Source organism: Streptomyces sp. NBC_01537 (assembly GCF_045040445.1).
In the GTDB taxonomy this organism is placed as follows: domain Bacteria; phylum Actinomycetota; class Actinomycetes; order Streptomycetales; family Streptomycetaceae; genus Actinacidiphila.
Map to the genome: position 1 here is coordinate 9,514,756 of NZ_CP109392.1, position 24,667 is coordinate 9,539,422.

General features: G+C 72.7%; 17 protein-coding genes. 11 read left to right on the forward strand and 6 right to left on the reverse strand.

Annotated elements, in window-relative coordinates:
• From OG607_RS43545 to OG607_RS43585, 9 genes are all read left to right on the forward strand, one after another.
• Positions 1–312 carry an urease subunit beta gene (locus OG607_RS43545; RefSeq protein WP_405735796.1) on the forward strand — a complete coding sequence of 104 codons (312 nt, stop codon included), beginning with the start codon at positions 1–3 and terminating at the stop codon, positions 310–312.
• The gene (locus tag OG607_RS43550) at positions 305–2,026 is read left to right on the forward strand and encodes an urease subunit alpha (protein ID WP_405735799.1); all 1,722 of its coding nucleotides are present in this window, start codon (positions 305–307) and stop codon (positions 2,024–2,026) included. The genes OG607_RS43545 and OG607_RS43550 overlap by 8 nt, the downstream gene beginning before the upstream one ends.
• Positions 2,027–2,038: 12 nt before the next feature.
• Entirely contained in the window at positions 2,039–2,722 is a 684-nt protein-coding gene (locus OG607_RS43555) for an urease accessory protein UreF (protein WP_405735802.1), read from the forward strand.
• 31 nt (positions 2,723–2,753) lie between these two features.
• Positions 2,754–3,446 carry an urease accessory protein UreG gene (gene ureG / locus OG607_RS43560; RefSeq protein WP_405735804.1) on the forward strand — a complete coding sequence of 231 codons (693 nt, stop codon included), beginning with the start codon at positions 2,754–2,756 and terminating at the stop codon, positions 3,444–3,446.
• Complete coding sequence (locus OG607_RS43565) at positions 3,443–4,204, forward strand: urease accessory protein UreD (protein WP_405735807.1); 762 nt, start codon at positions 3,443–3,445, stop codon at positions 4,202–4,204. The genes ureG and OG607_RS43565 overlap by 4 nt, the downstream gene beginning before the upstream one ends.
• Positions 4,201–4,650 (forward strand): type II toxin-antitoxin system PemK/MazF family toxin, encoded by a 450-nt coding sequence (locus OG607_RS43570; RefSeq protein WP_405735809.1) that lies wholly within the window; start codon positions 4,201–4,203, stop codon positions 4,648–4,650. Before OG607_RS43565 ends, OG607_RS43570 begins: the two co-directional genes overlap by 4 nt.
• A gap of 120 nt (positions 4,651–4,770) precedes the next feature.
• Positions 4,771–6,384, forward strand: coding sequence for an alpha/beta hydrolase (locus OG607_RS43575; protein WP_405737450.1), 1,614 nt, complete (start codon positions 4,771–4,773; stop codon positions 6,382–6,384).
• Positions 6,385–6,559: 175 nt separating this feature from the next.
• The gene (locus OG607_RS43580) at positions 6,560–9,691 is read left to right on the forward strand and encodes a family 20 glycosylhydrolase (RefSeq protein WP_405735811.1); all 3,132 of its coding nucleotides are present in this window, start codon (positions 6,560–6,562) and stop codon (positions 9,689–9,691) included.
• Positions 9,692–9,803: 112 nt separating this feature from the next.
• Positions 9,804–11,312 (forward strand): glycoside hydrolase family 3 protein, encoded by a 1,509-nt coding sequence (locus tag OG607_RS43585; protein ID WP_405735812.1) that lies wholly within the window; start codon positions 9,804–9,806, stop codon positions 11,310–11,312.
• Here OG607_RS43585 and OG607_RS43590 read toward each other — a convergent pair.
• On the reverse strand, positions 11,290–12,549 hold the full coding sequence (locus OG607_RS43590) for a glycosyl hydrolase (RefSeq protein ID WP_405737452.1): 1,260 nt from the start codon (positions 12,547–12,549) through the stop codon (positions 11,290–11,292). The two genes, OG607_RS43585 and OG607_RS43590, sit on opposite strands and share 23 nt — an antisense overlap.
• Before the next feature lie 22 nt (positions 12,550–12,571).
• On the opposite strand from OG607_RS43590, the gene OG607_RS43595 reads away from it, so the two are divergent.
• Together OG607_RS43595 and OG607_RS43600 are read left to right on the forward strand one after the other, a co-directional pair.
• Positions 12,572–13,573 (forward strand): N-acetylglucosamine kinase, encoded by a 1,002-nt coding sequence (locus OG607_RS43595; protein WP_405735815.1) that lies wholly within the window; start codon positions 12,572–12,574, stop codon positions 13,571–13,573.
• Positions 13,567–15,885, forward strand: a complete 2,319-nt coding sequence (locus OG607_RS43600; protein ID WP_405735817.1) for a glycoside hydrolase family 3 N-terminal domain-containing protein — start codon at positions 13,567–13,569, stop codon at positions 15,883–15,885. Before OG607_RS43595 ends, OG607_RS43600 begins: the two co-directional genes overlap by 7 nt.
• Before the next feature lie 307 nt (positions 15,886–16,192).
• Here the strand turns inward: OG607_RS43600 and OG607_RS43605 are convergent, their stop codons facing one another.
• From OG607_RS43605 to OG607_RS43625, 5 genes are all read right to left on the reverse strand, one after another.
• Positions 16,193–17,101 (reverse strand): carbohydrate ABC transporter permease, encoded by a 909-nt coding sequence (locus tag OG607_RS43605; protein WP_405735820.1) that lies wholly within the window; start codon positions 17,099–17,101, stop codon positions 16,193–16,195.
• Positions 17,098–18,117, reverse strand: a complete 1,020-nt coding sequence (locus tag OG607_RS43610; protein ID WP_405735822.1) for a carbohydrate ABC transporter permease — start codon at positions 18,115–18,117, stop codon at positions 17,098–17,100. The genes OG607_RS43605 and OG607_RS43610 overlap by 4 nt, the downstream gene beginning before the upstream one ends.
• 2 nt (positions 18,118–18,119) lie before the next feature.
• A complete protein-coding gene (locus OG607_RS43615; RefSeq protein WP_405735825.1) occupies positions 18,120–19,493 on the reverse strand; it encodes an extracellular solute-binding protein in 1,374 nt (457 codons plus the stop codon).
• Between the two features lie 209 nt (positions 19,494–19,702).
• Entirely contained in the window at positions 19,703–20,353 is a 651-nt protein-coding gene (locus OG607_RS43620; protein ID WP_405735827.1) for a peptidyl-prolyl cis-trans isomerase, read from the reverse strand.
• A complete protein-coding gene (locus tag OG607_RS43625) occupies positions 20,350–24,606 on the reverse strand; it encodes an NEW3 domain-containing protein (RefSeq protein WP_405735830.1) in 4,257 nt (1,418 codons plus the stop codon). Before OG607_RS43625 ends, OG607_RS43620 begins: the two co-directional genes overlap by 4 nt.
• Positions 24,607–24,667 lie beyond the last annotated feature (61 nt).

Genomic DNA, 24,667 nt, shown 5'->3' on the forward strand with positions numbered 1-24,667 from the left:
ATGATCCCCGGAGAGATCCTCTACGCAGACGAGCCGGTCGTCCTGAACCCCGGCAAGCCGGTCACCACCCTGACCGTCGTCAACTCGGCCGACCGTCCCATCCAGGTCGGCTCCCACTACCACTTCGCCGAGGCCAACCCCGGCCTCGACTTCGACCGCGCCGCCGCCCGCGGCAAGCGCCTGGCCATCGCCGCCGGCACCGCCGTGCGCTTCGAGCCCGGCATCCCGGCCGAGGTCGACCTGGTGCCGCTCGGCGGCGAACGCGTCGTAGCAGGCCTGCGCGGCGAGACCGGAGGTTCCCTCGATGCCTGAGCTGTCCCGCGCCGTATACGCCGACCTCTTCGGGCCCACGACGGGCGACCGTATACGACTCGCCGACACCGACCTCCTCATCGAGGTCGAGAAGGATCTCTCCGGCGGCCCCGGCAACTCCGGCGACGAAGTCGTCTTCGGCGGCGGCAAGGTCATCCGCGAGTCCATGGGCCAGTCACGCGCTACGCGCGCAGACGGCACCCCCGACACCGTGATCACCGGCGCGGTCATCCTGGACCACTGGGGCATCGTCAAGGCCGACATCGGCATCCGTGACGGCCGGATCACCGCCATCGGCAAGGCCGGCAACCCCGAGACGATGGACGGCGTCCACCCGGACCTCGTCATCGGCCCCGAGACCGAGATCATCGCCGGCAACGGCAAGATCGTCACGTCCGGCGCGATCGACGCCCACGTCCACTTCATCTCCCCGACCATCGTCGACGAGGCGCTGTCCGCGGGCATCACCACCATCGTCGGCGGCGGCACCGGCCCCGCCGAGGGCACCAAGGCCACCACCATCACCCCCGGCTCCTGGCACCTGGCCCGGATGTTCGAGGCGCTGGAGCACTACCCGGTCAACTTCGGCCTCCTCGGCAAGGGCAACACCGTCTCGACGGAGTCGATGCACGCCCAGCTGCGCGGCGGCGCCCTCGGCTTCAAGATCCACGAGGACTGGGGCTCCACCCCCGCCGCCATCGACGCCTGCCTCCGCGTCTGTGAGGCCACCGGCGCCCAGCTCGCCATCCACACCGACACCCTCAACGAGGCCGGTTTCGTCGAGGACACCCTCGCCGCGATCGCCGGGCGCGGCATCCACGCGTACCACACCGAGGGCGCGGGCGGCGGGCACGCGCCCGACATCATCACCGTCGTCTCGCAGCCCAACGTCCTCCCGTCCTCGACGAACCCGACCCGCCCGCACACCGTCAACACGCTCGACGAGCACCTCGACATGCTGATGGTCTGCCACCACCTCAACGCCGCCGTGCCCGAGGACCTCGCCTTCGCCGAGTCCCGCATCCGGCCCAGCACCATCGCCGCCGAGGACTTCCTCCACGACATGGGCGCGATCTCGATCATCTCCTCCGACTCCCAGGCCATGGGCCGGGTCGGCGAGGTCATCCTGCGCACCTGGCAGACGGCCCACGTCATGAAGAAGCGCCGCGGATCCCTCCCGGGCGACGGCCGGGCCGACAACCTCCGGGCCCGTCGCTATGTCGCCAAATACACCATCAACCCCGCCGTCGCCCAGGGCCTCGACGCGGAGGTCGGCTCCGTCGAAACCGGCAAGCTCGCCGACCTCGTCCTGTGGGACCCCGCCTTCTTCGGCGTGAAGCCCCAGCTCGTCATCAAGGGCGGCCAGATCGCCTACGCCCAGATGGGCGACGCCAACGCTTCCATCCCCACGCCCCAGCCCGTCATGCCCCGCCCCATGTTCGGCGCGATCGGCCGCGCCCCCGCCGCGAACTCGTTCAACTTCGTCACCCAGACGGCCCTGGACGACGGCCTTGAGGCGCGGCTGGGGCTCGGCAAGAAGCTCGTCGCCATTCGCAACACGCGCGCCGTCACCAAGGCCGACATGCGGGAGAACGACGCCCTGCCGCGGGTCGAGGTCGACCCCGACACGTTCACCGTCCGGATCGACGGCGACGTCATCGACCCGGCTCCGGCCGCGGAGCTCCCGATGGCCCAGCGGTACTTCCTGTTCTGATGGACGGCATCTGTGACCGCTAGCCGAAAAGCCGCGCTCCTCGTCCTCGCCGACGGCCGTTTTCCCGCGGGCGGCCACGCCCACAGCGGCGGCGCCGAAGCCGCCGTCAAGGCCGGCCGGATCACCGGCCCCGGCACGCTGGAGGCGTTCTGCCGGGGCAGGCTGCACACCTCGGGACTGGTCGCGGCGGCACTGGCCGCCGCCGCGACCGCAGGCGTGGACCCGCAGGCCCTGGACGAGGCGGCCGACGCCCGCACGCCCTCACCGGCGCTGCGCGCCACGGCCCGCAAGCTGGGCCGGCAGATGCTGAGGGCGGCCAGAGCGGCCTGGCCGTCGCCGGAGCTGGAGGCGCTCGCCGCCGCCCTCCCGCAGGGCGCTCACCAGCCCGTCGTGCTGGGCCTGACCGCCCGCGCGGCCGGGCTCACGCCGGCCGACGCGGCGCAGGTGGCGGCGTACGAGTCCGTGACGGGGCCGGCGACGGCCGCCGTACGCTTGCTGAGCCTGGACCCGTTCGCGGTGACGGCGGTGCTGGCCCGCCTGACCGCCGACCTGGACGATGTCGCGGCGCGGGCCGCCGTCGCGGCGGCCAACGCCCTGGAGGAGGGCGTGGACGCGCTGCCCGCCGCGTCCGCGCCGCTGCTGGACATCTACGCGGAGCAGCACGCCGCGTGGCCCGTACGCCTCTTCGCTTCCTGACGCAGCTTCCTGACAAACCCCGGAGCCGACCATGCACCTCGATCACGACCACGACTACCCCGAGCGCTACACGTACGGCAGCCCTGCCACCCGCCCGGACGGCAGCCGCCGGGCGCTGCGCATCGGCCTGGGCGGACCGGTCGGCTCGGGGAAGACGGCCACCGTCGCCGCGCTGTGCCGGGCCCTGCGGGACTCGCTGTCGATCGCCGTGGTCACCAACGACATCTACACCCGCGAGGACGCCGAGTACCTGCTCCGCGAGGCCGTCCTGCCGCCCGAGCGGATCAGCGCGGTCGAGACGGGCGCCTGCCCGCACACCGCGATCCGGGACGACATCTCCGCCAACCTGGAGGCCGTGGAGGACCTGGAGGAGAAGGTCGGCCCACTGGACCTGATCCTGGTCGAGTCCGGCGGCGACAATCTCACCGCGACCTTCTCCAAGGGCCTGGTCGACGCCCAGATCTTCGTCATCGACGTCGCGGGCGGCGACGACATCCCCCGCAAGGGCGGTCCGGGCGTGACCACGGCCGACCTGCTGGTCGTCAACAAGACCGACCTCGCCCCCTACGTCGGCTCGGACCTGGAGCGGATGGCCAGCGACGCCAAGGCCCAGCGCGGCGACCTGCCGGTGGCCTTCACCTCGCTCGTCGCCGCGAACGGCGTCGCGCCCGTCGCCGACTGGATCCACGAGCGGCTCGCGGCCTGGACCACGGTCCCGGCGTGAGCGGCGTCCAGGCCACCGCCCGCATCAGGGCGGTCGCCGACGGCCGCGGCGGCACCGCGCTCCCGCTCCTCACCGGCGAGGGCCCGCTCGCCCCGCGCCGTACGCGCTCCACCGGGCCGCACGAGGCCCACGTCACCCTCGTCGGCGCGATGAGCGCGCCGCTGGGCGGTGACCGGCTGGCCGTGGAGGCCGTGGTCGAGCCCGGTGCGGTCCTGCGCGTCGGGTCGGCGGCGGCCACCGTGTCGCTGCCGGGCCGCACCGGCGAGCGGGCGCACTACGACGTACGCCTCACCGTCGGTGAGGGCGCCGAACTGCACTGGCTGCCCGAGCCGCTCATCGCCGCCGGGGGCAGCGACCTGCGCATGACCACGACCGTCGAACTCGCCCCCGGGGCACGCCTGGTGCTGCGCGAGGAGCAGATCCTCGGCCGCACCGGCGAGCAGACGGGACGCCTCACCACCCGCCTGACCGTCCGCCTTGCCGGCCGCCCGCTGCTGGACCAGGAGCTGTCCTTCGGCCCCGACGTCCCCGGCTGGCCGGGATCGGCCGTGCTGCACACCCACCGCGCGGCGGGCCAGCTGCTGCTCGTGGACCCGGAGTACGCGGACAAGCCCCTGAACGCCCGGATCCTGTCCGCCGACCCGGCCGAGGGCGAGGCGGTCCTGACCCCGCTGGCCGGCCCCGCCGCGCTGGTCACCGCCGTAGCGCCGGACGGGCTGCGGGTGCGCCGGCTGCTCTCCGCTAGCGTGGCCCCGTGACCTCCACTTCGATCAACAACGAGTCCCCCGGGCGCCAGGGCCCTTCGGCCACCACCGAGGCCGACCCGGAGCGCGTCGGCGCCGTCCGCATGGAGTACGCGCCGGCCCACGACGGCGACCCCGACCCCGGCGAAATCGTCTGGACCTGGGTGCCCTTCGAGGAGAACGACGGCCGCGGCAAGGACCGCCCGGTCCTGGTCGTCGCCCGCGAGCGCGCCGGCACCCTGCTCGCCGTCCAGCTCTCCAGCAAGGAGCACAACGACGACCAGGAATGGCAGCCCATCGGCATCGGCCCCTGGGACCGTACCGGCCGCCCCTCCTGGGTCAACCTCGACCGCGTGCTGCGCGTCCACCCCGACGGCATGCGCCGCGAGGCCTGCGCGCTGGACCGGGGCCGCTTCAACCTGGTCGCCAACCGCCTGAAGGACCGTTACGGCTGGCGCTGAACGACAGGGCCGGGGCAGGGCGGGGGAAAACCCTCGCCTTTGCCAACCGGCCCGCGAACCCTGCCCGTTGTCTGTGAACGTCAGTACCGTGAGGACGACAGACAGACAACCAGGGGGAACATCGTGAGACGCATCGCCGTGCTCGGCGTGACCGGCGCGCTGATAACCGGCGCCGTGGCGGCCGCCGCACCGACCACGGCCACGGCAACGGCCGCCTCCGCCGGACGCAGCGCCGGCGCGTACGGCGGCCGGGCCGAGGCGTACGGCGTGACGGTCGCGGCGGCCCGGGCCGCGAAGGCGGGGATCGACTGGGCGGCGTGTCCGGCGGACTGGGGATTCGAGTCGCCCATCGTGTGCGGCTATGTCACCGTCCCGGTGGACTACGCGAAGCCGAACGGCAAGACGATCAAGATAGCCGTCGACCGCATCGGCAACACCGGCACCGCCGCCGAGCGCCAGGGCGCGCTGATCTACAACCCCGGTGGCCCCGGCGGCTCGGGCATGCGCTTCCCGCGCCGGGTCACCACCAAGAGCGCCATCTGGGCGGACACCGCCAAGGCGTACGACTTCGTGGGCTTCGACCCGCGCGGCGTCGGCCACTCCGCGCCCATCTCCTGCGCCGACCCCCAGGAGTTCGTGAAGGCGCCCAAGGCCGACCCGGTCCCGGACACCGAGGCCGACAAGACCGCCCAGCGCAAGCTGGCCAAGGAGTACGCGCAGGGCTGCGTCGAGCGCACCGGCCGCGCGATGCTGTCGCAGATGACCACCGCGAACACCGCCCGGGACATCGACGTCATCCGTGCCGCCCTCGGCGAGAAGAAGCTCAACTACCTCGGCGTTTCCTACGGCACCTACCTCGGCGCCGTCTACGCGACGCTCTTCCCGGCCCACGTTCGCCGCATGATCGTGGACAGCGTGGTCAACCCGGCCCGGGACCAGATCTGGTACCAGAACAACCTGGACCAGGACGTGGCCTTCCAGGGTCGGTGGGACGACTGGGAGGCGTGGGTCGCGAAGTACGACTCCGTCTACCACCTCGGGGACACCCCGGCGAAGGTCCAGGCCGGTTGGGAGACCCTGCGGGCCGCCGCGAAGGCGAACCCGATCGGCGGGGTCGTCGGCCCGGCCGAGCTGCTCGGCTTCTTCCAGAGCGCGCCGTACTACGACTCGTCGTGGGCGACCGTGGCCGGTGTGTGGAGCAAGTACGCCGCCGGTGACACCCAGGCGCTCGTCGACGCGGCCGCCCCGGACCTCAGCGACACCGCCGGCAACATCACCTCGGAGAACGGCAACGCCGTCTACACCGCGGTTGAGTGCACCGACGCCAAGTGGCCGACCAGCTGGAAGAAGTGGGACCGCGACAACACCGCGCTGCACGCCAAGTACCCCTTCCTGACCTGGGCCAACGCCTGGATGAACCTGCCCTGCGCCACCTGGGGTGTGCCCCAGCAGACCCCGGTCGAGGTGCGTACGGGCAAGGGCCTGCCCAAGGTCCTGATCGTGCAGAGCACCCGTGACGCGGCGACCCCGTACTCCGGCGCCGTCGAACTGCACCACCGGCTCAAGGGCTCGGAGCTCATCACCGAGAAGGACGCCGGCTCCCACGGTGTCACCGGCCTGGTCAACTCCTGCATCAACGACCGCGTGACCGCCTACCTGGTGAGCGGCACGCTCGACGGCAAGGACGTGACGTGCACCCCGCACGCCACGCCCGTCCCGCCGGCCGCCGGCTGACACAGGCCCTGGCGCGCCAACTCAGGTTCCGGTCCGTCCCGATGGGGGCGGACCGGACCTTTTTGTCACTTGTGATGAATCAATGATTCATCTTGTGCGCGGAAATTGGTGGCTCATATCATCTGGAGCGCTGTGTCTCAGGAGCACGGAATCCGCCGTCCGACAGGAGTTCCGCATGAGCACGATCCGCCGATTTCTGCTGCCGTTCGTCGCGGCCCTCGCCATGGCCCTGGGGATCATGCCCGCCGGGCCGCCGGGCGCCGCCGCCGCGCAGAGCGCCAGACCCTGGACCGTACCGGCGCTGAAACAGTGGACCGGCGCCGCCGGGTCCTTCACCGCCGGCCCCGCCACCCGCGTCATCGCCGCCGACCCGGCGCTCGCGGCCACCGCCCGGACCTTCGCCGCCGACCTGTCCGAACTCACCGGGCACCATGTCCGGGTGGGGCGGGGCGCACCGCGCCCGCACGACATCGTGCTGCGCACCGACACCTCCGTACGGCCCAGAGCCGAGGGATACACCCTCACGATCGGCGCCACCGCAGTGATCGCCGGAGCCACCGGCGAGGGCGTGTTCTGGGGCACCCGCTCGATGCTGCAACTGCTCACCCAGGGCCTCACGGTCCCGGCGGGCTCGGCGAAGGACTGGCCGGACTATCCGTATCGCGGCATCTCGGTCTGCAACTGCGCCAAGTTCTTCTCCGTGCCCTGGCTGCAGCGGCTCATCAAGGACATGTCGTACCTGAAGTACAACCAGCTGCACCTGGAGATGCGGATCTCCAGCACGGTCCACCCGGAGAACAACTCCACCAGCGCCCCGCTGTACTCGCCGGAGCAGGTGAAGCGGATCGTCAGCGCCGGCCGGCGCTACCACGTCCAGGTCGTCCAGCAGGTCACCTCGCCCAGCCACATGGACTACTACCTGGCCGCCCACCCCGAGCTCCAGGCCGTGGACGACACGGGCGCGGCCAAGCCGGACAAGCTGAACATGGCCGACCCCGCCGCCCTTCCGTACGTCAAGAGCCTGGTCGACGAGCAGCTGCCGCAGTTCCCCGGCACCGAGTGGTACGGCGGCGGCGACGAGTACGTCAGCAGCGCCGCCGACTACGAGAAGTACCCCGAGCTGGTCAAGTGGACGCAGAGCCAGGCCGGTTCGGGCGCCCCCGCCGCGGACTCCTGGGTGCTGTGGCAGAACCGGATCCACAAGTACATCGCGGCCAAGCACCGCACCCTGCACGTCTGGAACGACCAGTACTTCACCGGGATGCCGACCAAGCTGGACCCGGGCGTCGTCGTCGACTACTGGATCAAGCAGGACGGCCGCATGACCCCGGCCCAGATCAGCGCCAACGGCAACGACATCGTCAACGTCTCGGACTCCCTCTACTACGCCGAGGGCGGCCCGCCCAACGCCCAGTGGATCTACGAGACCTTCACCCCGGGCCTGTTCAGCGGCGGCCAGACCCTCCCCGCCGACGACCCGCACCTGCTCGGTTCGGCGATGGGCGTATGGCCCGCCGCACACGGCGACAGCCAGGCACAGACCGAGCAGGGCATGTTCGGCCCGCTGCGGGCGCTGGCGCAGAAGAACTGGGGCGGCACCCCGCTCGTCGCCTCCTACGCCGACTTCCAGACCGTCGAGCAGGCCATCGGCCACGCGCCGGGCTACACGCACTCCGGCGCCGTCACGGCGGACAAGGTCTACACCCTGCGCGCGGCGAGCGGTTCGTACGCCCTCGCGAGCGGGGCCGAGGACCGCAGGGGATCCGTCGTCACCGGCGCCGCGCCCGGCGGCACCGGCGACTGGCTGCTCACCGAGGACTCCGAGGGCGTCTACACGCTCCGCTCGGCGGCGGACGGCCGCTGCGCGACGGTGGCCGGTGAGTCGTACGGCCAGGACGCGCAGATCGTCACCACGGACTGCGACTCCTTGCCCGACAGCCAGAAATGGCTTGCCGAGCAGACCTCGTCGGGACTGATCCTGCGGTCGGTCCTCAGCGGCCGGGTGCTCACCGCGCCGGCCGGCGCCGCGGGCTCGGCGTTCGTACAGCGCTACGACACCGGCGCCGCCGGGCAGCGATGGACGCTGCGGGCCGCGGCCTCCCAGGTGGCGGCCGTGCTCACCCCGGCCGACGCGGTGGTTCCCGCCGGCGGCCGCACCACGGCCTCGGCGTCGGTGACCAACTACGGGAGCGGGCCGGTGTCCCTGACGGACGTCTCGCTGCGCATGCCGGACGGCTGGACGGCCGATCAGACCGGTACCACGCCCTCGCGGCTGGAGGCCGGGATGAGCGCCACCCTGAAGTGGACGGTGACCGCACCCGAGGACGTGACGACCGACTTCACGCAGCTGCGCGCCGTCATCAGCGGCAGCGGCTTCGACGCGGGCGCGACCGGCACCGTCATGACCACCGCCGCGAGTCTGAAGGACGCCACCGCGTTCGACGCCGACTTCGTCTCCGGCACCGTGACCCCCATCGACCTGGCCACCAACACCACGGGCGACGCCATCGCCGTCGGCAAGCTGCCCGGCACGGTCATCGCCGACCCCTCGGGCAGCACGCTCTACGTCGCCAACCAGGGGTCCGCGTCGGTCACCGTGATCGACACCGCCACCCGCAGGGTCACGGCGACCGTACCGATGGGCACCACCCCGGCCGGCCTCGCCCTGTCACCCGACGGAAAGACGCTCTGGGCCTCCGCCTACAGCGACAACGCCGTCCAGCCCATCGACCTCGCCACTCTCACCGCCGGCCCCGAGATCCCTGTCGCCGCCGGCCCGGAGAACGTCACCATCAGCCCGGACGGCAGCACCCTGTGGGTCGCCTGCCGCAGCGGCAACGCGGTCGTCCCGGTCGACACCGCCTCCCGTACCGCGCAGACCCCGATCCCGGTCGCCGACAGCCCGTTCGGCATCACGATCAGCCAGGACGGCAGCACGGTCTACGTGGGGCAGCAGACCGCCCGTACGGTCCTGCCCATCTCCACCGCCACCCGGCAGCCGGGAACCCCGATCGACGTCGGCGGCGCGCCCTTCGGGCTCACGGTCAGCCCGGACGGGAAGACCCTGGCGGTGGGCGTGAACAACGCCTACACCGCGGTCTTCGTCGACCTCGCCACGGGCAGGGTGGCCCGGACCGTCCTGCTGGCCCTGCAGCCCACGCAGGTCGCCTTCAGCGCCGACGGGACGGTGGCCTACGCGGCCGTCGGGGCGGTCAACGAGGTGGTGCCGATCGTGATGTCCAGCGGGGAGACCGGCCCGGCGATCAAGGTCGGCACGTATCCGATCGGGATCACGGTCGTCGGCTAGTTGTTCTCAGTTGCCGGACGGGCCCCGGGTCGCCGGGGCCCGTCCGGAGTTTCGGTTGAATCATTCCTTGAGTGCGTTGACTTTCGGCTCGATAAACCAAAAGATGTCAAGGGTGACCCGACTCGCGCCCGCCGCATCCGCCCCGTCCCTGCCCGCCGACCTCGACGAGGCCGCGCACCGCTGCCTGGTGGCCGGATTCGACGGCACCACCACCGTCCCGGACCCGCTGAAGCGGCTGATCGAACGCGGCCTGGGCGGCGTCATCCTCTTCACCCGCAATGTCCGGGACGCCGGGCAGGTCCGCGCGCTCACCGACAGCCTGCGGGCCCTGCGGCCCGACCTCATGGTCGCCATCGACAACGAGGGCGGCGGCATCGGCCACCTCACCGCCGCCGGAGCACCCGAAGTGCCCGGCAACTGGGCGCTCGGAGTGGCCGACGACACCGGCCTCACCGCGCGCTGCGCCGACGCGCTCGCCGGCCACCTGGCCTCGCTCGGCATCACGGCCTCGTACGCGCCCGTCGCCGACATCCAGCACGACCCGCGCAACCCGATCGTGCGCACACGGGCCTTCGGCGTGGACCCCGCTCTCGCCGCCCGCCATCTGCGGGCCTGGATCGCCGCCACCGACGCGCGCGGCATCGCGTCCTGCGCCAAGCACTTCCCCGGGCACGGCGGCACCACCACCGACAGCCACCACGACATCGCGGTGGACCCGCGCCCGTACGAGGAGCTCGACCTGGACCCCTTCCGGGCCGCGATCGAGGCGGGCGTGCCGATGCTGATGAGCGCGCATGTGGTGTTCCCCCAGCTCGACCCGGGCCGCCCGGCGACGCTGAGCCGCCGGATCCTGACCGAACTGCTGCGCGGCGAACTGGGCTACGACGGGGTCGTGGTGACCGACGCGCTGGAGATGAAGGCCATCGCCGACAGCTACGGCGAGTCGGCCGGAGCCCGGATCGCGCTCGCGGCCGGGGCCGACCAGGTGATCGTCGCCGTACCGGAGCTGCGGACGACCCTGGAGTGCCGGGACGCGGTGCTGGGCGCGCTGGCCGACGGCCGGCTGCCCGCCGAGCGGGTCATCGAGGCGGCGGGGCGCGTCCGGCGGCTGGCCGGGCGTTACACCGCCCCGGGCGCGGATCCGGGGCCCTGGGACGCCGCGGCCGGGCTGGAGGCCGCTCGCCGGGCGGTCCGCTCCCGCCCGGTGCCCGCGGCGGTGCGCGGGGCCTTCGTCGTGGACCTGTTCCCGCCGCCGCACCCCGCGCTGAACTGGGGAGGCGAGGACTTCGCGTCCGAGGTTCAGGCCCGGGACCCGATGTCCATGGGCGTGGCGGTGACGAACCCGTCGGAGGCCGGCGGCGACCTGGCCGCCGCCCTGCTGCGGGCCGCCGCGGCCAGGCCGCTGGTGGTCGCCGAGTGCGACGCCTCGCTGTATCCGTGGCAGGCCCGGCTCCGGGACGCCCTGCTGTCCGCGCGGCCGGACGCCGTACGGGTGTTCACCGGCCTGCCGGAGCCCGGCGCCGGCGGTCACGAGATGCTGTGCACCTACGGCCGCGGCCGCACGAATCTGCGGGCCGCGGCCGAGGTGCTCACCGGATTCAGGGCCGCAGCAGCTCGGTGATCCCGCGCGCCGCCAGGTAGGGCGCGTCCTGCGCGCGGGAGGCGAGGACCACGGCGGGCCGCGCCCCCTGCTCGCGCAGCCGCATCCACGTCTCGAAGAACGCCCCGCCCGGGCCGGAGACCGACCGGGTGGCGGGCGTGCAGTCCAGCACGAGCGCCGAGTCGCGCGGTGCGGGCGCGGGTGGGTTCTTGCGCAGCTGAGCCACCGTCTCGGCGAGCGCGTGGGCGATCGGCTTGGCGGCGCCCGCCGAGTCGAACAGCCCGAGGGTGTACTCCAGCTCCGGGTAGTCCGCCAGGGAACGGTCCACGTCGTGGGAGCACCACCAGGTCACCCCCCACAGCCCGGTGCAGTCCGCCGCGTTGAGCACGGTCGCGCGGGCCAGGTCCGGGGCCGCCTCGGCCGGGATGTGCGGCTCGGGGGCGCCGGTCTCCTGCACCCACACCGGGCGGGCGGGGTCGTCGGCGTACGCCTTCGCCAGCTCGACGCCGTACTCGGCGAGGTGCAGCACCTGGGGGGAACGGGGGCCGTAGCGGCGGGCGCAGTCGCCGGAGAACACCCAGGGGTGGACGGTGGTGAGGTCGCCCTTGCGGGCGGAGGCCTCGGGGGTGAAGGGATGGTCGTCGCCGTACCAGGCGGCGTCGTACGCCGAGTGGGTGGCCAGCAGTCCGGGGCGGCCCCCCGACAGGCCGTCGCGGGCGGCGGCGAGCAGGGTGTCGAGGTAGGCGTCGACCTGCTCGACGGTGACCGGGTTGTGCTCGACCAGGTTGTTGAGCTCGTTGCCCAGCTGGAGCCCGATCAGGTTCGGCCGCCCGGCCATGGCCCGGCCGAGGACGCGCAACAGCTCGGCCTGCGCCTGCACGGCCCCGGGGTCGGTGAAGACGTTCCGCTGGTGCCAGGTCTGGGTCCACGACGGGTAGAAGTCGAAGCTCGACAGATGGCCCTGGACGCCGTCCACCATGACGTCGAGCCCCGCCTCGGCGGCCAGGTCCACGAGCCCGACGAGCTGGTCCACGGCGGCGGAGCGGATGAGGGTGCGGTTGGGCTGGAGCAGCGGCCACAGGTGGAAGACCCGGATGTGGTCCAGGCCGAGGTCCGCTATCTGGGCGAGGTCCTCGCGGGCGGCCGCCGGATCGAAGTCGTGCCACGCGTGGAACCAGCCGCGGCGCGGGGTGTAGTTGACGCCGAAGCGCGGGGGAGCACTGATGGGGTCCTCCTTCGGGGCTTGTGTCCCGTGAATGTATCAACCACCATGGTTGCCAATGAACAATAATTTGAACCAGAATCTCGTCGTCGGCCTCGACGCGGGCGGCACCCGTACCCGTGCCGTCCTCGCCCACGCGAGCGGCGCCGTGTGGTCCGAGGGCGTCGCCGGGCCGGGCAACGCCCTCACCGTCACCCCGGCGGATCTGGCCGATCACCTCGCCTGGGCCATCGGGGAAGCGGTACCGGCAGGCCTGCGCGGCCAGGTCGTGGCCGTCGGCGCGGGCTTCGCCGGTGCGGCCCGGACCCCCGACGACGAACCGGGACGGGTGGCCGCCCTGGCCGCGCTGGCCACGGCCTGCCGCCGGCTCGGCATCACCCCGGCCGTGGTCGAGGTCTGCAGCGACCTCGAAGCCTGCTTCGCCTCCGCCCCCGGCACCCCCGCCGAGGGACTGGCCCTCGTGGCCGGCACCGGCTCGGTCGCCGCCCGCATCCAGGACCGCGCCATCACCGCCACAGCCGACGGCAACGGCTGGCTGCTCGGCGACGACGGCAGCGGCTTCTGGATCGGACGCAGCGCGGTGCGCGCGGCACTGAACATGGGGCACGGGCGCGGCAGGCCCACCGCACTCACCGCCGCCGTCGGCCACGCCCTGCTGCCCGGCAGGCAGCTCCCCGAAGGCCCCGCCGAAGCCTGGTCCGACCCGCAGCGCGAGGCCTACCGGGCACGGCTGCTCCCCGCCGTCATGTCCGAGCCGCCCGTCCGGCTGGCCCGGCTCGCCCCGCTCGTCGCCGACTCCGCCCGCGACGGCGACCCGGTGGCCGCGGCGATCCTCGACGATGCCGCCGAACTCCTCGCCGACACCGTACGGACCCTGCACCCCCGCCCCGGTGAGCGCCTCGTCGGCACCGGAGGCCTCCTCGGCCCCGACGGCCCGCTGACCGCACGCCTGGCCCCGCACCTCGACGCCCTCGGCCTGCGCGCCGACTGGGCCGAGGACGGACGGCGCGGCGCGGTCGCCCTCGCCCGGATCGCGTACCGACGGCTGCCGGCATGCTGACCCCCGCTCGGGACGCCGCCAAGGACGCCGCCCTGTACCGCGACCCTCACGCCCCCGTCGACGACCGCGTCCGCGACCTGCTCGCCCGGATGACCCTGCGCGAGAAGGTCGGCCAGCTCAACCAGCGCATGTACGGCTGGGACGCCTACCGCCGTACCCCCGGCGGCTTCGAGCTCACCGACGCCCTCCACGCCGAGACCGAGCGCTTCGCCGGACTCGGCGCCCTGTACGGACTCTTCCGCGCCGACGCCTGGTCGGGCGTCGGCCCCGGCACCGGCCCCGGCGCGGACACCGGCGCCGAGCTCGCCGCCCTGGTACAGCGGCACGTTATCGCGAGCAGCCGCCTCGGCATCCCCGCACTGCTCGTCGAGGAGGTCCCGCACGGCCACATGGCCCTGGACGGCACGGTCCTCCCCGTCAACCTCGCCGTCGGCGCCACCTGGGACCCGGAGCTGTACGGCCGCGCCGCCGCCCACGCCGCCGCCGAACTGCGCGCCCGGGGCGGCCACATCGCCCTCGTCTCGGCCCTCGACATCGCCCGCGACCCCCGCTGGGGCCGCACGGAGGAGTGCTTCGGCGAGGACCCGCACCTGGCCGCCGAGCTGACCGGGGCGCTCGTACGCGGCATGCAGGGCGAATCCGGCTGCGACGGCGGGCCGTTCGCACCCGACCGGGCCGCCGTCGTCCTCAAGCACTTCGCCGGGCAGGGCGCGACCGTCGGCGGCCGCAACTCCGCCGAGACCGAGCTCGGACCGCGCGAGCTGCACGAGATCCACCTCCCCGCCGCCCGCGCCGGAGTCCGGGCCGGAGCAGCCGGCGTCATGTCCGCGTACAACGAGGTCGACGGCCTCCCCTGCACCGGCAACCGCGCCCTCCTCGACGGGCTGCTGCGCGGCCACTGGGGCTTCCAGGGCCTCGTCATGGCCGACGGCCTCGCCATCGACCGGCTCGCCCGCATCACCGGCGACCCCGTCTCGGCCGGCGCCCTCGCCCTGAACTCCGGCATCGACCTCAGCCTGTGGGACGAGGGCTTCACCCGCCTCGAGGAAGCCGTGGCCCAGGGCCTGGTGGACGAGCGCACGGTGGACGCCGCCGTCGCCCGCATCCTGCGGCTCAAGTTCCGCCTCGGCCTGTTCGAACGGCCCTACGACGCCGGTCCCCCCGCTGACCCGGCAGCCGGCCGTGAGCTGAGCACCGCGCTCGCCCGCTCCTGCGTCACCCTGCTCCACAACGACGGCGCCACGCTTCCGATCCCGCCCCGCACCGGCCGCATCGCCGTCCTCGGACCGCACGCCGCCACCACCGCCCACCAGCTCGGCGACTACACGGCCCCCCAGCGGGACGGCACAGGCACCAGCGTCCTCGACGGACTGCTCCGGCTCGCCCCGCCGGGCACCCTCGTCAGCCACGCCGCCGGCTGCGCCCTCACCGGCGGTGACACCTCCGGCATCCCCGGGGCGGTCGCCCTCGCGAGCGCGGCCGACATCGCCGTACTCGTCCTGGGCGGCAGCAGCGCCCGCACCACGGACACCCAATTCGACGCCAACGGCGCCGCCCTGGCACCGGTGTCCGAGATGACCTGCGGCGAAGGCGTCGACCTGGCCTCCCTGCGGCTCGGCGCCGCCCAGCGCGAACTCCTGCGCGCGGTCGCCGCCACCGGCACCCTGGCCGTCGTCGTACTCCTCCAGGGCCGCCCGCACGCCGTCCCCGAGGCCGCCCAGCTCGCCTCCGCGCTGCTGACGGCCTGGTACCCGGGCCCCTGGGGCGGCCAGGCCATCGCCGAGGTGCTCCTCGGCCACACCGGGCCCACCGGCCGGCTCCCCGTCTCCGTACCCAGGTCCGCCGGTCAACTGCCCGTCTACTACAACCACAAGGACACCGAGTACACCGGCTACGCCGACACCTCGGCGGATCCCCTCTACTCCTTCGGCCACGGCCTGGCCTACACCCGCTTCATCTACGGCCCGCCCCGGCTCTCGCACGCCTCGATCCCCGCCTCGGGTCAACTGACCTGCGAGGTCGCGGTGTCCAACGCCGGGCCCCTGCCCGGCCGCGCCGTCGCGCAGCTCTACGTACGGCGCCTGCGCACGCCCGTCTGGCCCCGAGCCCTGGAGCTTCGCGCGTTCCGCGCGGTCGAGCTGGCGCCCGGCGAGCGGCGCACCGTCCGCTTCGCCCTGGGCGCGGAGCAGCTTGAACAGGTCGGCCCGGACCTCCGCACCGCCGTCCTGCCCGGCACCCTGGAGATCCGCGTCGCCGCCTCCGCGCGCGACGCGCTCGCGGCGCCGCCCGCGCGGCTCCACGTCACCGGCTGACGGTGGTGTTTCCCCCCACCCCGCCCCTTCCCGAAACCGGGGGCAAGCCCCCGGACCCCCGAACGCCCTGCGGGCGTGTCCTCAAACGCCGGACGGGCTGAACTTCCCGTCCGGCCGGGAGGGGACACGCCGGGGTTCTCCCGCAGCGCGACGAGCGAGGATCCCGGGCACAAACAAGCAAGGTGCCAGAGTCGCGAGCGCCGAGGAGAGATCCCCGGTGGTGGCACCGACCCCCAGGCCAACCCAGCCCGTCCGGCGTTTGAGGACGAACCAGCAACCCCGACCGACGGCACCGAAACCGCACCGGTCAGAACTTGACCGCCCCCGACGCCACCCCCCGGTAGAACCACCGCTGGGTGATCGCGAAAAGCACCAGAACCGGCACCACCGAGATCACCGACCCCGCCATGACCACCCGCTGGTCGTAGCCGAACGAGGAGCTCTGCAGTCGCGCCAGCCCCAGCGTCAGCGTGAAGTGGCTGTCAGAGCGCAGCACGATCAGGGGCCAGAGGAAGTCGTCCCAGGCGCTGATGAAGGTGTTGATGGTGACCACCATGATCGCGCCCCACGCCGACGGCAGGTACAGATACCGGAAGCGCTGCCATTCCCCGGCGCCGTCGAGCATCGCCGAGTCCTCGATCTCGCGCGGAACCGCGAGGAACGCCCCGCGCATGAGCATGACGTTGATGGCACCGACGAACCCGGGAAGCCAGACGCCCACCAGGTTGTCGACCAGACCCAGGTCGTGGATGCTCAGGAACAGCGACACCATGATCGACTCGAAGGGGAACATCATGGAGGCGATCAGCAGGACCCAGACCGCCCGGCGGCCCTTCCAGGCGGGCTTGGAGAGCATGTAGCCGGCCGTGGTGGAGAACAGCAGCTGGCTGGTGATCGACAGGACCACCACGATGAGGCTGTTCCTGATGTACGTGTCCACCGGCACCTGGCCGAAGACCTCGCGGTAGGCCCGAAGCGTCGGGTGGTGCGGCAGCAGCGACGCGTTCTGGCCGAAGACGTCCTCGCTCGTCCCCTTCAGCGATGCCAGGAACTGCCAGACCAGCGGCCCGACGGTGATGGCCAGGACGAACAGCAGCAGCAGGTAGCGGACCACCAGCTCCCGGGGACGGCCGTAGTCCCGCCAGCGCGGACGGCGCTCGCGGCGCTCGCGGCGCTCGCCGCGGACCGCCGCCGTCCCGGTGGTGAGGCTGGTCATGACTCGTCCTCCTTCGTCAGGCGCTGCGCCAGCAGAGTCAGCCCCAGGGTCATCAGGAACAGTGCGACACTGACCGCCGAGCCGTAGCCGGCGTTGCCGGTGATCGGGTCGAGACCCACGTCCCGGATGTAGAAGGGCAGGGTGCGGTCGGCGCCGCCGGGGCCGCCGGTGGGGCCGCCGAGCATGTAGACCTCGGTGAAGACCCGCAGGCTGCCGATGCCGGTGAGGGTGCCGACCAGCATCATGGCCTGCTTCACGCCCGGAACGGTGATGTGCCAGAAGCGCCGGACCGCGCCGGCGCCGTCCATGGACGCCGCCTCGTGCAGTTCCTGCGGTACGTTCCCGAGCGCGGCCAGGTAGAAGACCATGTACCAGCCGAGGCCCTTCCACAGCGTCAGACCCATGGCGGACAGCAGGATGAGCCAGGAGTCGGACAGGAAGGGGATGGCTTCCTTGATCACATGGGCCTTCTCCAGCCACGTGTTGACCATGCCCTGGTCGGCCAGCAGCCACTGCCAGCTCAGACCCACGACCACGCTGGAGGCGAGGACCGGGGTGTAGAACGCCGACCGGAAGAACCCGATGCCGGGCAGCTTCTTCTCCACCAGGACGGCGAGCAGCAGCGGCAGCAGCACCATCAGCGGCACCACGATCAGCGCGTACAGCAGGCTGTTGCGGGTCGCCAGCCAGAAGTCGGAGTCACCGAACATCCGGGTGTAGTTGGAGAACCCGACGAAGCCGGCCGCACCGCCGAGCGGCTTGGCGTTGGTGAAGGACAGCAGCAGCGTGTTGAAGAACGGGAACACGCCGAACACCGCCGCGCAGAAGACCGCCGGCGCCGTCCACAGCCAGGGCAGCCACCAGCGGCGGTACAGCGCGGCGCCGTTGGCGCCCGGCTCGGGGCCGGGCCGCAGCGCCCGGCCCAGGCGGGCGAGACGGCCGGGGGCCGCGCCCGGTACGGCGGTGTTGTCCGCCGTACCGGGCCCGGACACCGGCTTCACGATCTGAGTCGCCACTGTCAGCTGCCCTGCTTCAGCAGCTCGTTGGCCTTGTCCTGGGCGTCCTTCACCGCTTGAGCCGCGGTCTTCTTGCCCTGCATGGCCAGCTGCACCTGGGCCACGATGGCGGTCTGCACGGCCGGGGAGAGGTTGGTCTGGTAGGCGGTGGTGGTCTTGAGCTGCTCGGAGACCAGCTTGCGGGCCTGCGCGAAGGGATCGTTCCCGGTCACCGTGGTGAAGAACGGGTCGTCCAGCGAGGCCTTGGTCGTCGGGAAGATCACGACGGCGGGGTCCTTGCACCAGGCCGTCTGGTTCTGCGCGTTGGTGAGGAATTCCGCGAACGACAGCGCGGTGGCGGCGTGCTTGCTGGTCGCGGCGACCCCGATGTACTGCGGGGCACCGGTGGTGTGGCCGAGCGCGTCGAAGGGCTGCTGGCCGACGCCGGTCTTGGCGTAGACCGACGGGCTGTTCTGCTTCACGAAGCGCACGAAGCTCGGGTTCGTCGAACCGTACGCGACCTGGCCCTGGCTGTACGGCGTGGAGGGGTCGTTGCTGGAGGACAGCGAGTCCTTCGGCATGGCGCCCTCCTTGTACAGCTTCGCCATCCAGGAGACCCACTCGGTGGCTCTGGGGTCGCTGGCGAAGACGGCGGACTTGCCGTCGGAGGACAGCGTCTTGATGTTCATCTGGTCCCAGTCGGCCGGTATCCGCCAGATCGGGTTGGCCATCGTGGCGAAGTACTTGCCCTTGGCGGCCTTGGCCACCTTCTCGTAGTCGGCGAACAGCCCGAAGATGGTGGTCGGCGGCTTCGCCGGGTCGATCCCGGACTTCTTCAGCATCTCGGTGTTGTACGTCAGGAGGATGCCGCCGGTGTACCACGGGAGCACGCTGTGCACCGACGCGCCCGAGGCGTCCTTCATGGTGCTGGAGTTCCAGAACGCCGGGACGAAGGGCTTGGAGGCGGAGGGGTCCTTGACGGCGAGGTTGAGCAGGTAGCCGGCCTTGGTGAGGGGCGTCGCGGTCTCGGAGTTGAGGTTGATCACGTCGGGCAGCGTGCAGGCCTGGGCGTCCGCGACATTGCGCTGGGTGAACTGCGAGTCGCCCGGGTCGTCGATCCACTTGACGGAGGCGCCCGGGTGGGCCTTCTCGAACGCCTTGATGACGCCGTTGAAGAAGCTCCCGAAGTCTTTCTTCAGGTTGGTGGTCTGGAAGGTGATCTTGCCCGTGATGTCACCTGTCAGCGCGCCGGAGCCGACATTGCCCTTGTCGACCTTGCAGCCGCCGGCGGTCGCGTCACCGCTGCCGGAGTCGCCGCCCGACAGGCCGCAGCCTGCCGCGGTCAGTGTCAGTACGACGACTCCGGCCAGGGTTCCGGTCAGTCTTCCTACACGCATTGCTGGGCCCTCCTGCGGGGGTTCGGGCTGCCTCGACCGCTGACCTCGTCGGCAGGGGAGTCGCCCTCGAATGCTGGTTCAATCCACCAAGGTGGACGAGTATTGGTGAAACAGTGGACCAGAATTCATCGGAGGTCAATGCCCCGCAATGTTGCGTTTATGTTCCGACGCTCAGGTCGCGAGCTGCGTCGAATCCGCAAAACGGCAGGTCAGTGCCGGTGCTCGTGATCCGGATGGCTGGGGTCGCCGGGATGCTCGTACCCCGGCGAGTACGCGACGTCCGATCGCTCGCGGTCCAGCCAGAGGAAGAACGCACGCCGGCCCATCGCCTGGCGCAGCTCCTTCTCGATACCGGCCCGGACCTCCTGGTACGGCGTCAGATCCTCCGGAGCCGTAACGCCGAAGGGGTCGGCCCCGCGCCGGAGGGCGTCGGGGGTCAGGAAGCGGTCGGGGTTGCGGAGGTAGTAGTCCCGGAGCGTGGCCTCGGGAAGGTGCTGGAGCGCCTCGACATGGGCGAGCAGGGTCCGCGCGGCGGGGGAGTACGCGAGCGCCGCCGCCACGATGCTGCCCAGCTCGGCGGCATCGGCCTCGTCCACCGCCAGCACGTCCGGCGGGGCGGTGTCCTCGGGCGGACGCAGCCCCAGCTCGGCGCAGGCCCGGCGGGCCAGTTCGTCGGTCACCACCACCTGGGCCGCCCACCGGCGGTGCTGGCGGACGGCGCGGGCCCGGCCCTCGCGGTACGCCTCCGGGTCACGCGGCGGCGTGACGGCCAGCAGCGCCTCGACCCGGTCGGTGCCGAGCGGGGCGCCGTGCACCAGCGCGGCCACCCCCTCATAGGTGTGGGTGTGGGCGTGCGTCATTCGGTCACCTCCAGGGCCACGGCCTCGGTGTACGCCACGCTGCCGTGCCAGGCGATCTTGGCCATCAGCCAGTACGAGCCCGGGGGCACGGCCGCGCCGTCCACCACGACGGGGACCTCCGTCTCCTCGCCCGGGGCGGCCGTGAAGCCCTGGCAGGCGGGTGCCACGCCGGGCCAGGTGCCCCAGGGGGACAGCGCCCACACGGTGCCGTTCACCGGTCCGCGGCTGGTGTTGCGTACGGTCACGGGCACTTCGCGGCGCTCCCCCTTCCGTACGGTGACGCGGTCGACGGCCAAGGCGCAGACCAGAGCCGGCCCCGGTGCGCCGGCGCCCGGGACATCGAGGGCGACCACGTCCTCGTACGCCTGGCCGCCGTGCTCCAGGCGGGCGGTGAGCCAGTGGCGGCCGGGCGCCGCGTCCGGCGCGGGCACGACGGTGACCTCGCCGACGGTGAAGCCCCCGGGGCCCAGGGCGAAGGGCACCTGCTCCGGCTCCGCCCGCCAGCCCGGCGGCACCTGCAGGGAGACGGTGCCGGAGACCGGGGCGTCGGTGTACTCCGAGCCGATCCGCAGGGTCGCGGTGACCGGGCCGGTGGCGGTGAGCGCGATGGGGGAGAGATAGGCCCCGACCGGGAGATTGCCGCGCGGGGCCGGGCCGGAGTTCTGCAGCCAGTACCGGGCGGGGACGGGCTGGGAGGGCTCGTACGCGGCCGCGCCGGGCCCCGGACCGGCGGGCCGGGCCCCGTCGGCGGGGGTCAGCAGTACGGTGGCGACCTCATAGCCGCCCAGGCAGGTGCTCACCCCGCCGTCCGGATCCGGCGCCAGTGCCTCGCCCGGGTTCTCCAGAACGTCGGCGGTCGCCGCCTCCGTCCAGGCCAGCGGCCCGCTCAGCCGGGCCCGTACCGGCCGTCCGGACACCTCGTGGACGCGTACCGCGATCCCGCGCGAAGGGTCGGACGGCACCGCACTGCCCCGCGCGAGCGGCGAGCCGCCCGGCTTGAGGGCATCCACGATCACCTCGCCCTCCGGCTCGACGGCCAGCAGCCGGGCGGACCTGGACAGGGACCTGGGCAGGGACTCGGGCAGGGTGCCGTCGGCGCCGTCACGCACCCGGGCCGTCAGGGGGTGGTTGAAGTCGTGCCCGTGACGGGGGAGCCCGAGGGCGCGCCAGTCGCCCTCGCCGCCGAGGACCGCGTAGTCGAAGGTGTGGGTCCAGCGCTGGAGCTGGAAGGCGGAGCCGTCCGGCGCGGTGCGGCGCGGCGGGTCGACCCAGATGCCCGAGGGCCAGCCGGTGCAGGAGCGCATCAGCGACATGTACAGGTCGCCCGAGGTCGTCACGACGCACCCCGGGGTGCCCCGGTTGAGCACGGCGAAGGTGTGGCCGTCCCAGGCGTCGCCCTCGGGGATGGCTGTCCCGGAATCCGGCGCCGTGACCTGGAAGGACGCGTCGTCGAGGTCAGCGATCAGCTCGGCCACCGCCTTCGCGTCGTCCTCGGGCCGGACGCCCGCGACCACCAGCAGGGGCAGCTGGTCGAGCCGGCGCAGGTCCGCCCCGGGCACCCATTCCTCCCGCAGCCCCGCGCGCGGCGCGACCCATACGGCCGCCACGCCCCGGGCCTCCAACTGCCGGTCGAGTTCGGCGGTGTCGCCGCCCAGCGCCTCCGCGACGACCGAGTTGCGCTCCGGGGTGCCCACCGCGATCCGCAGGTCGGGCAGGTTGGAGTCCACCTCCAGGTTGCCGTAGCGCGGACCGCCCGCGACCGAGGACGTGGCGGTCACCCCGGCCCGTACCAGCGCGGCCGCCAGGGGCGCGCCCAGATCGCCCGCCTCGTCCCAGGAGGGGAAGACCAGTTCGGCGACCCCGACCGCCCGGCGGCCGAGCAGCCCGCCCTGTCCGTCCCGTACCGCCGCCGTGGCGGTGGCGCCGAGGCCGAACCAGTTGTTCGCCGGGTTGTCCAGCGTCCAGGGGAACTCCTCGCTGTCCACGTCGACGAAGCCGAAGCCGCGCCCGATCACCGCGTCCGCGACCTCGTGCACGGGCAGCCCGCCCCGGACGCCGGACGGCCAGCGCACCCGGATCAGCCGGTCCGCGCCGTCGTAGCCGTCCACCGTGGTGCTCGCGTCGACCCGCGCCACCCCGGCCCACAGCGTCAGCCGCTGTGTGCAGCGGAACAGGCCCAGGTCCGAGGTCACGGTGATCCGGGAGCCCGCGGGGGAGTGCTCGACGGTCACCTGCGCGGCGACGTCCCGGCTGCGGGCCGCCGTCGTGCCGGTGGGCGTGAGGTGCCAGGGTCCCTCCCCGAACTTCGGGTGGCGCGCGTACTCCTCCTGCACGACGATCTCGTTCCCGAGGTCCCCGGGGCGCAGCAGATCCCGCCCGTCCGGCAGAGACCTCAGCGAGCTGACCCCGCCGCCGCGCGCCGGGTCGACCGTCAGCTCGTAGAACTCGTTGGATATCGTCAGCCCCTCGCCGGACTCCCAGCCGGGCACCTGCCCGCCGGCCAGCGACAGCGCGCGAAGCCCCATCCCGGGCACCTCGGGTACGACGACACTCAGCGAGCCGTCCTCCCTTACGGCGGGCAGCGGCGCCCCGTCGTCGCCGACCGGCACCATGCCGGGGTCGGCCACGGTCAGGACGTCGCGGCGCTCCCAGGTCGCCGGGTTGAACACCACCAGGTCCGGCGTGTCCGAGCCCTCGACCAGGTCCGCCAGCGCCCCGGTCGCGTCGGCGTGCACCTCCTCGGCGAGGTCCACCAGCTCACGCCATCCGGTCAGCAGGTCGATGTAGACCTGGTCGGACTCCGAGCCGGTGATCGCGTCGTGGTGGGCGCCGTAGACCAGCTGCCGCCAGGCCTTGTCCAGAGCCGCGTCCGGATACGCCCGGCCGGTCAGCAGCGAGGCGAGGGTGGCCCAGGCCTCGGCGTCGGCCAGCAGGGTCTCGCCGCGCCGCTGCGCCTGCTTGGTGTCGATGTACGAGACGTCCTTGCCGGTGTAGACCGGGTTCATGTCCCGGGTCTGCGGCGAGGGCCGGCGCCCCTCGGCCTCCAGCTCGGCCCGTACGGCGGCGAAGAACTCGCGGGGCAGGGCGCTGACGAAGCGCGGCCACACATACCGGTCGTTCCAGTCGCGGTGGATGTCCATCACCCAGCGGCACGGCGGCGCGTAGTCCCCGCCGACCGGCAGCAGCACGTTCTTGGTGAGCGCGACCTGCTTGAGCCCCTTGAACAGCCGGTACGCGGCCGCTTCCGCCCCGGCGAGGTCCGGGGCGTTGTCGATCGCCCAGCCCGCCCCGTAGTGGTTGACCATGTACGCCGTGAGCAGCCCGCGCCCCGATGGCGCGATCCAGGAGAACTCGGCGGGGAACTGCATGCGAGTCGGGTCCTTGGGCTGCTCGCCGAAGACGGCGAGCGTCGGTCCCCACTGGTGGAAGGGGCCCCGCGCCCAGGAGCTGGAGTCGAGCCCGGCGTCGGCCATCAGTCCGGGGAACTGGGGGTCGTGGCCGAAGGCGTCGAGCTGCCAGGCGGTTTTCGGGTCGGCGCCCATGATGTCGCGCTGGAAGCCCGAGCCGTAGACGGCGTTGCGGATCGTGGCCTCGGCGCCGGTGAGGTTGGTGTTGGGCTCGTTGTAGGTGCCGCCCATGATCTCCACGCGGCCGGTGCGGATCAGCTCCCGCAGGAAGGCGCGCTCCTCGGGGAAGGCGTCCCAGTAGGGCTTGAGGTAGTCGATCTCCGCGAGTACGAAGGTGTACGCGGGGTCGCGTCGGGCCAGGTCGCAGTGGGCCCGCACCAGGCTGAACCCGGACTGGCCGCGCGAGTCGAAGGTGCGGGCCGGCAGTCCGGTGCGGCCCGGGTCGTCCGCGACGTCCCAGGTCTCGGTGTAGGCGCCCTGGGTGTTCCACCAGACCGGGTCGTAGTGGAAGTGGCTGACCATGAACATGGTCCAGCCCGGTTCGGCGGCCTCGAACTCGCCCTGCCACTGCGCCGACTGATCCGGTTCGTCGGCGTCCTGCGCGCGTACCGTCACCGGGCACCGCTCCCCGGGCCGCAGCCCGGTGGTGACCGGGACCTCGGCGCGCACGGTGCCGTCGTCCCCGGTCGTGGCCGTCGTCTCCCCAACGCCGCGGACCTGGGGCCCCTCGACGGTCAGCCGGACGGTGCGGCCGGGCAGGTGGGCTGTCTCGACGAGCAGTACCTGGAGGGGCTGCTCCAGGGTGCCGGTGAAGAGCTGGGTGGACTCCACAGAGTTGACGCGCATGGGGGAATCCTGGCACCGGCGGTTGGTTCAATCAACCATCCAGAGAAAATTGTGGTGGATC

What these genes read in the sequence shown, in the direction of transcription:
- OG607_RS43545 (WP_405735796.1), top strand. Translation starts at nt 1, where the DNA reads ATGATCCCCGGAGAGATCCTCTACGCAGACGAGCCGGTCGTCCTGAAC.
- OG607_RS43550 (WP_405735799.1), top strand. Translation starts at nt 305, where the DNA reads ATGCCTGAGCTGTCCCGCGCCGTATACGCCGACCTCTTCGGGCCCACG.
- ureG (WP_405735804.1), top strand. Translation starts at nt 2,754, where the DNA reads ATGCACCTCGATCACGACCACGACTACCCCGAGCGCTACACGTACGGC.
- OG607_RS43580 (WP_405735811.1), top strand. Translation starts at nt 6,560, where the DNA reads ATGAGCACGATCCGCCGATTTCTGCTGCCGTTCGTCGCGGCCCTCGCC.
- OG607_RS43595 (WP_405735815.1), top strand. Translation starts at nt 12,572, where the DNA reads ATGAACAATAATTTGAACCAGAATCTCGTCGTCGGCCTCGACGCGGGC.
- OG607_RS43600 (WP_405735817.1), top strand. Translation starts at nt 13,567, where the DNA reads ATGCTGACCCCCGCTCGGGACGCCGCCAAGGACGCCGCCCTGTACCGC.
- OG607_RS43605 (WP_405735820.1), bottom strand. Translation starts at nt 17,101, where the DNA reads ATGACCAGCCTCACCACCGGGACGGCGGCGGTCCGCGGCGAGCGCCGC.
- OG607_RS43615 (WP_405735825.1), bottom strand. Translation starts at nt 19,493, where the DNA reads ATGCGTGTAGGAAGACTGACCGGAACCCTGGCCGGAGTCGTCGTACTG.
- OG607_RS43620 (WP_405735827.1), bottom strand. Translation starts at nt 20,353, where the DNA reads ATGACGCACGCCCACACCCACACCTATGAGGGGGTGGCCGCGCTGGTG.
- OG607_RS43625 (WP_405735830.1), bottom strand. Translation starts at nt 24,606, where the DNA reads ATGCGCGTCAACTCTGTGGAGTCCACCCAGCTCTTCACCGGCACCCTG.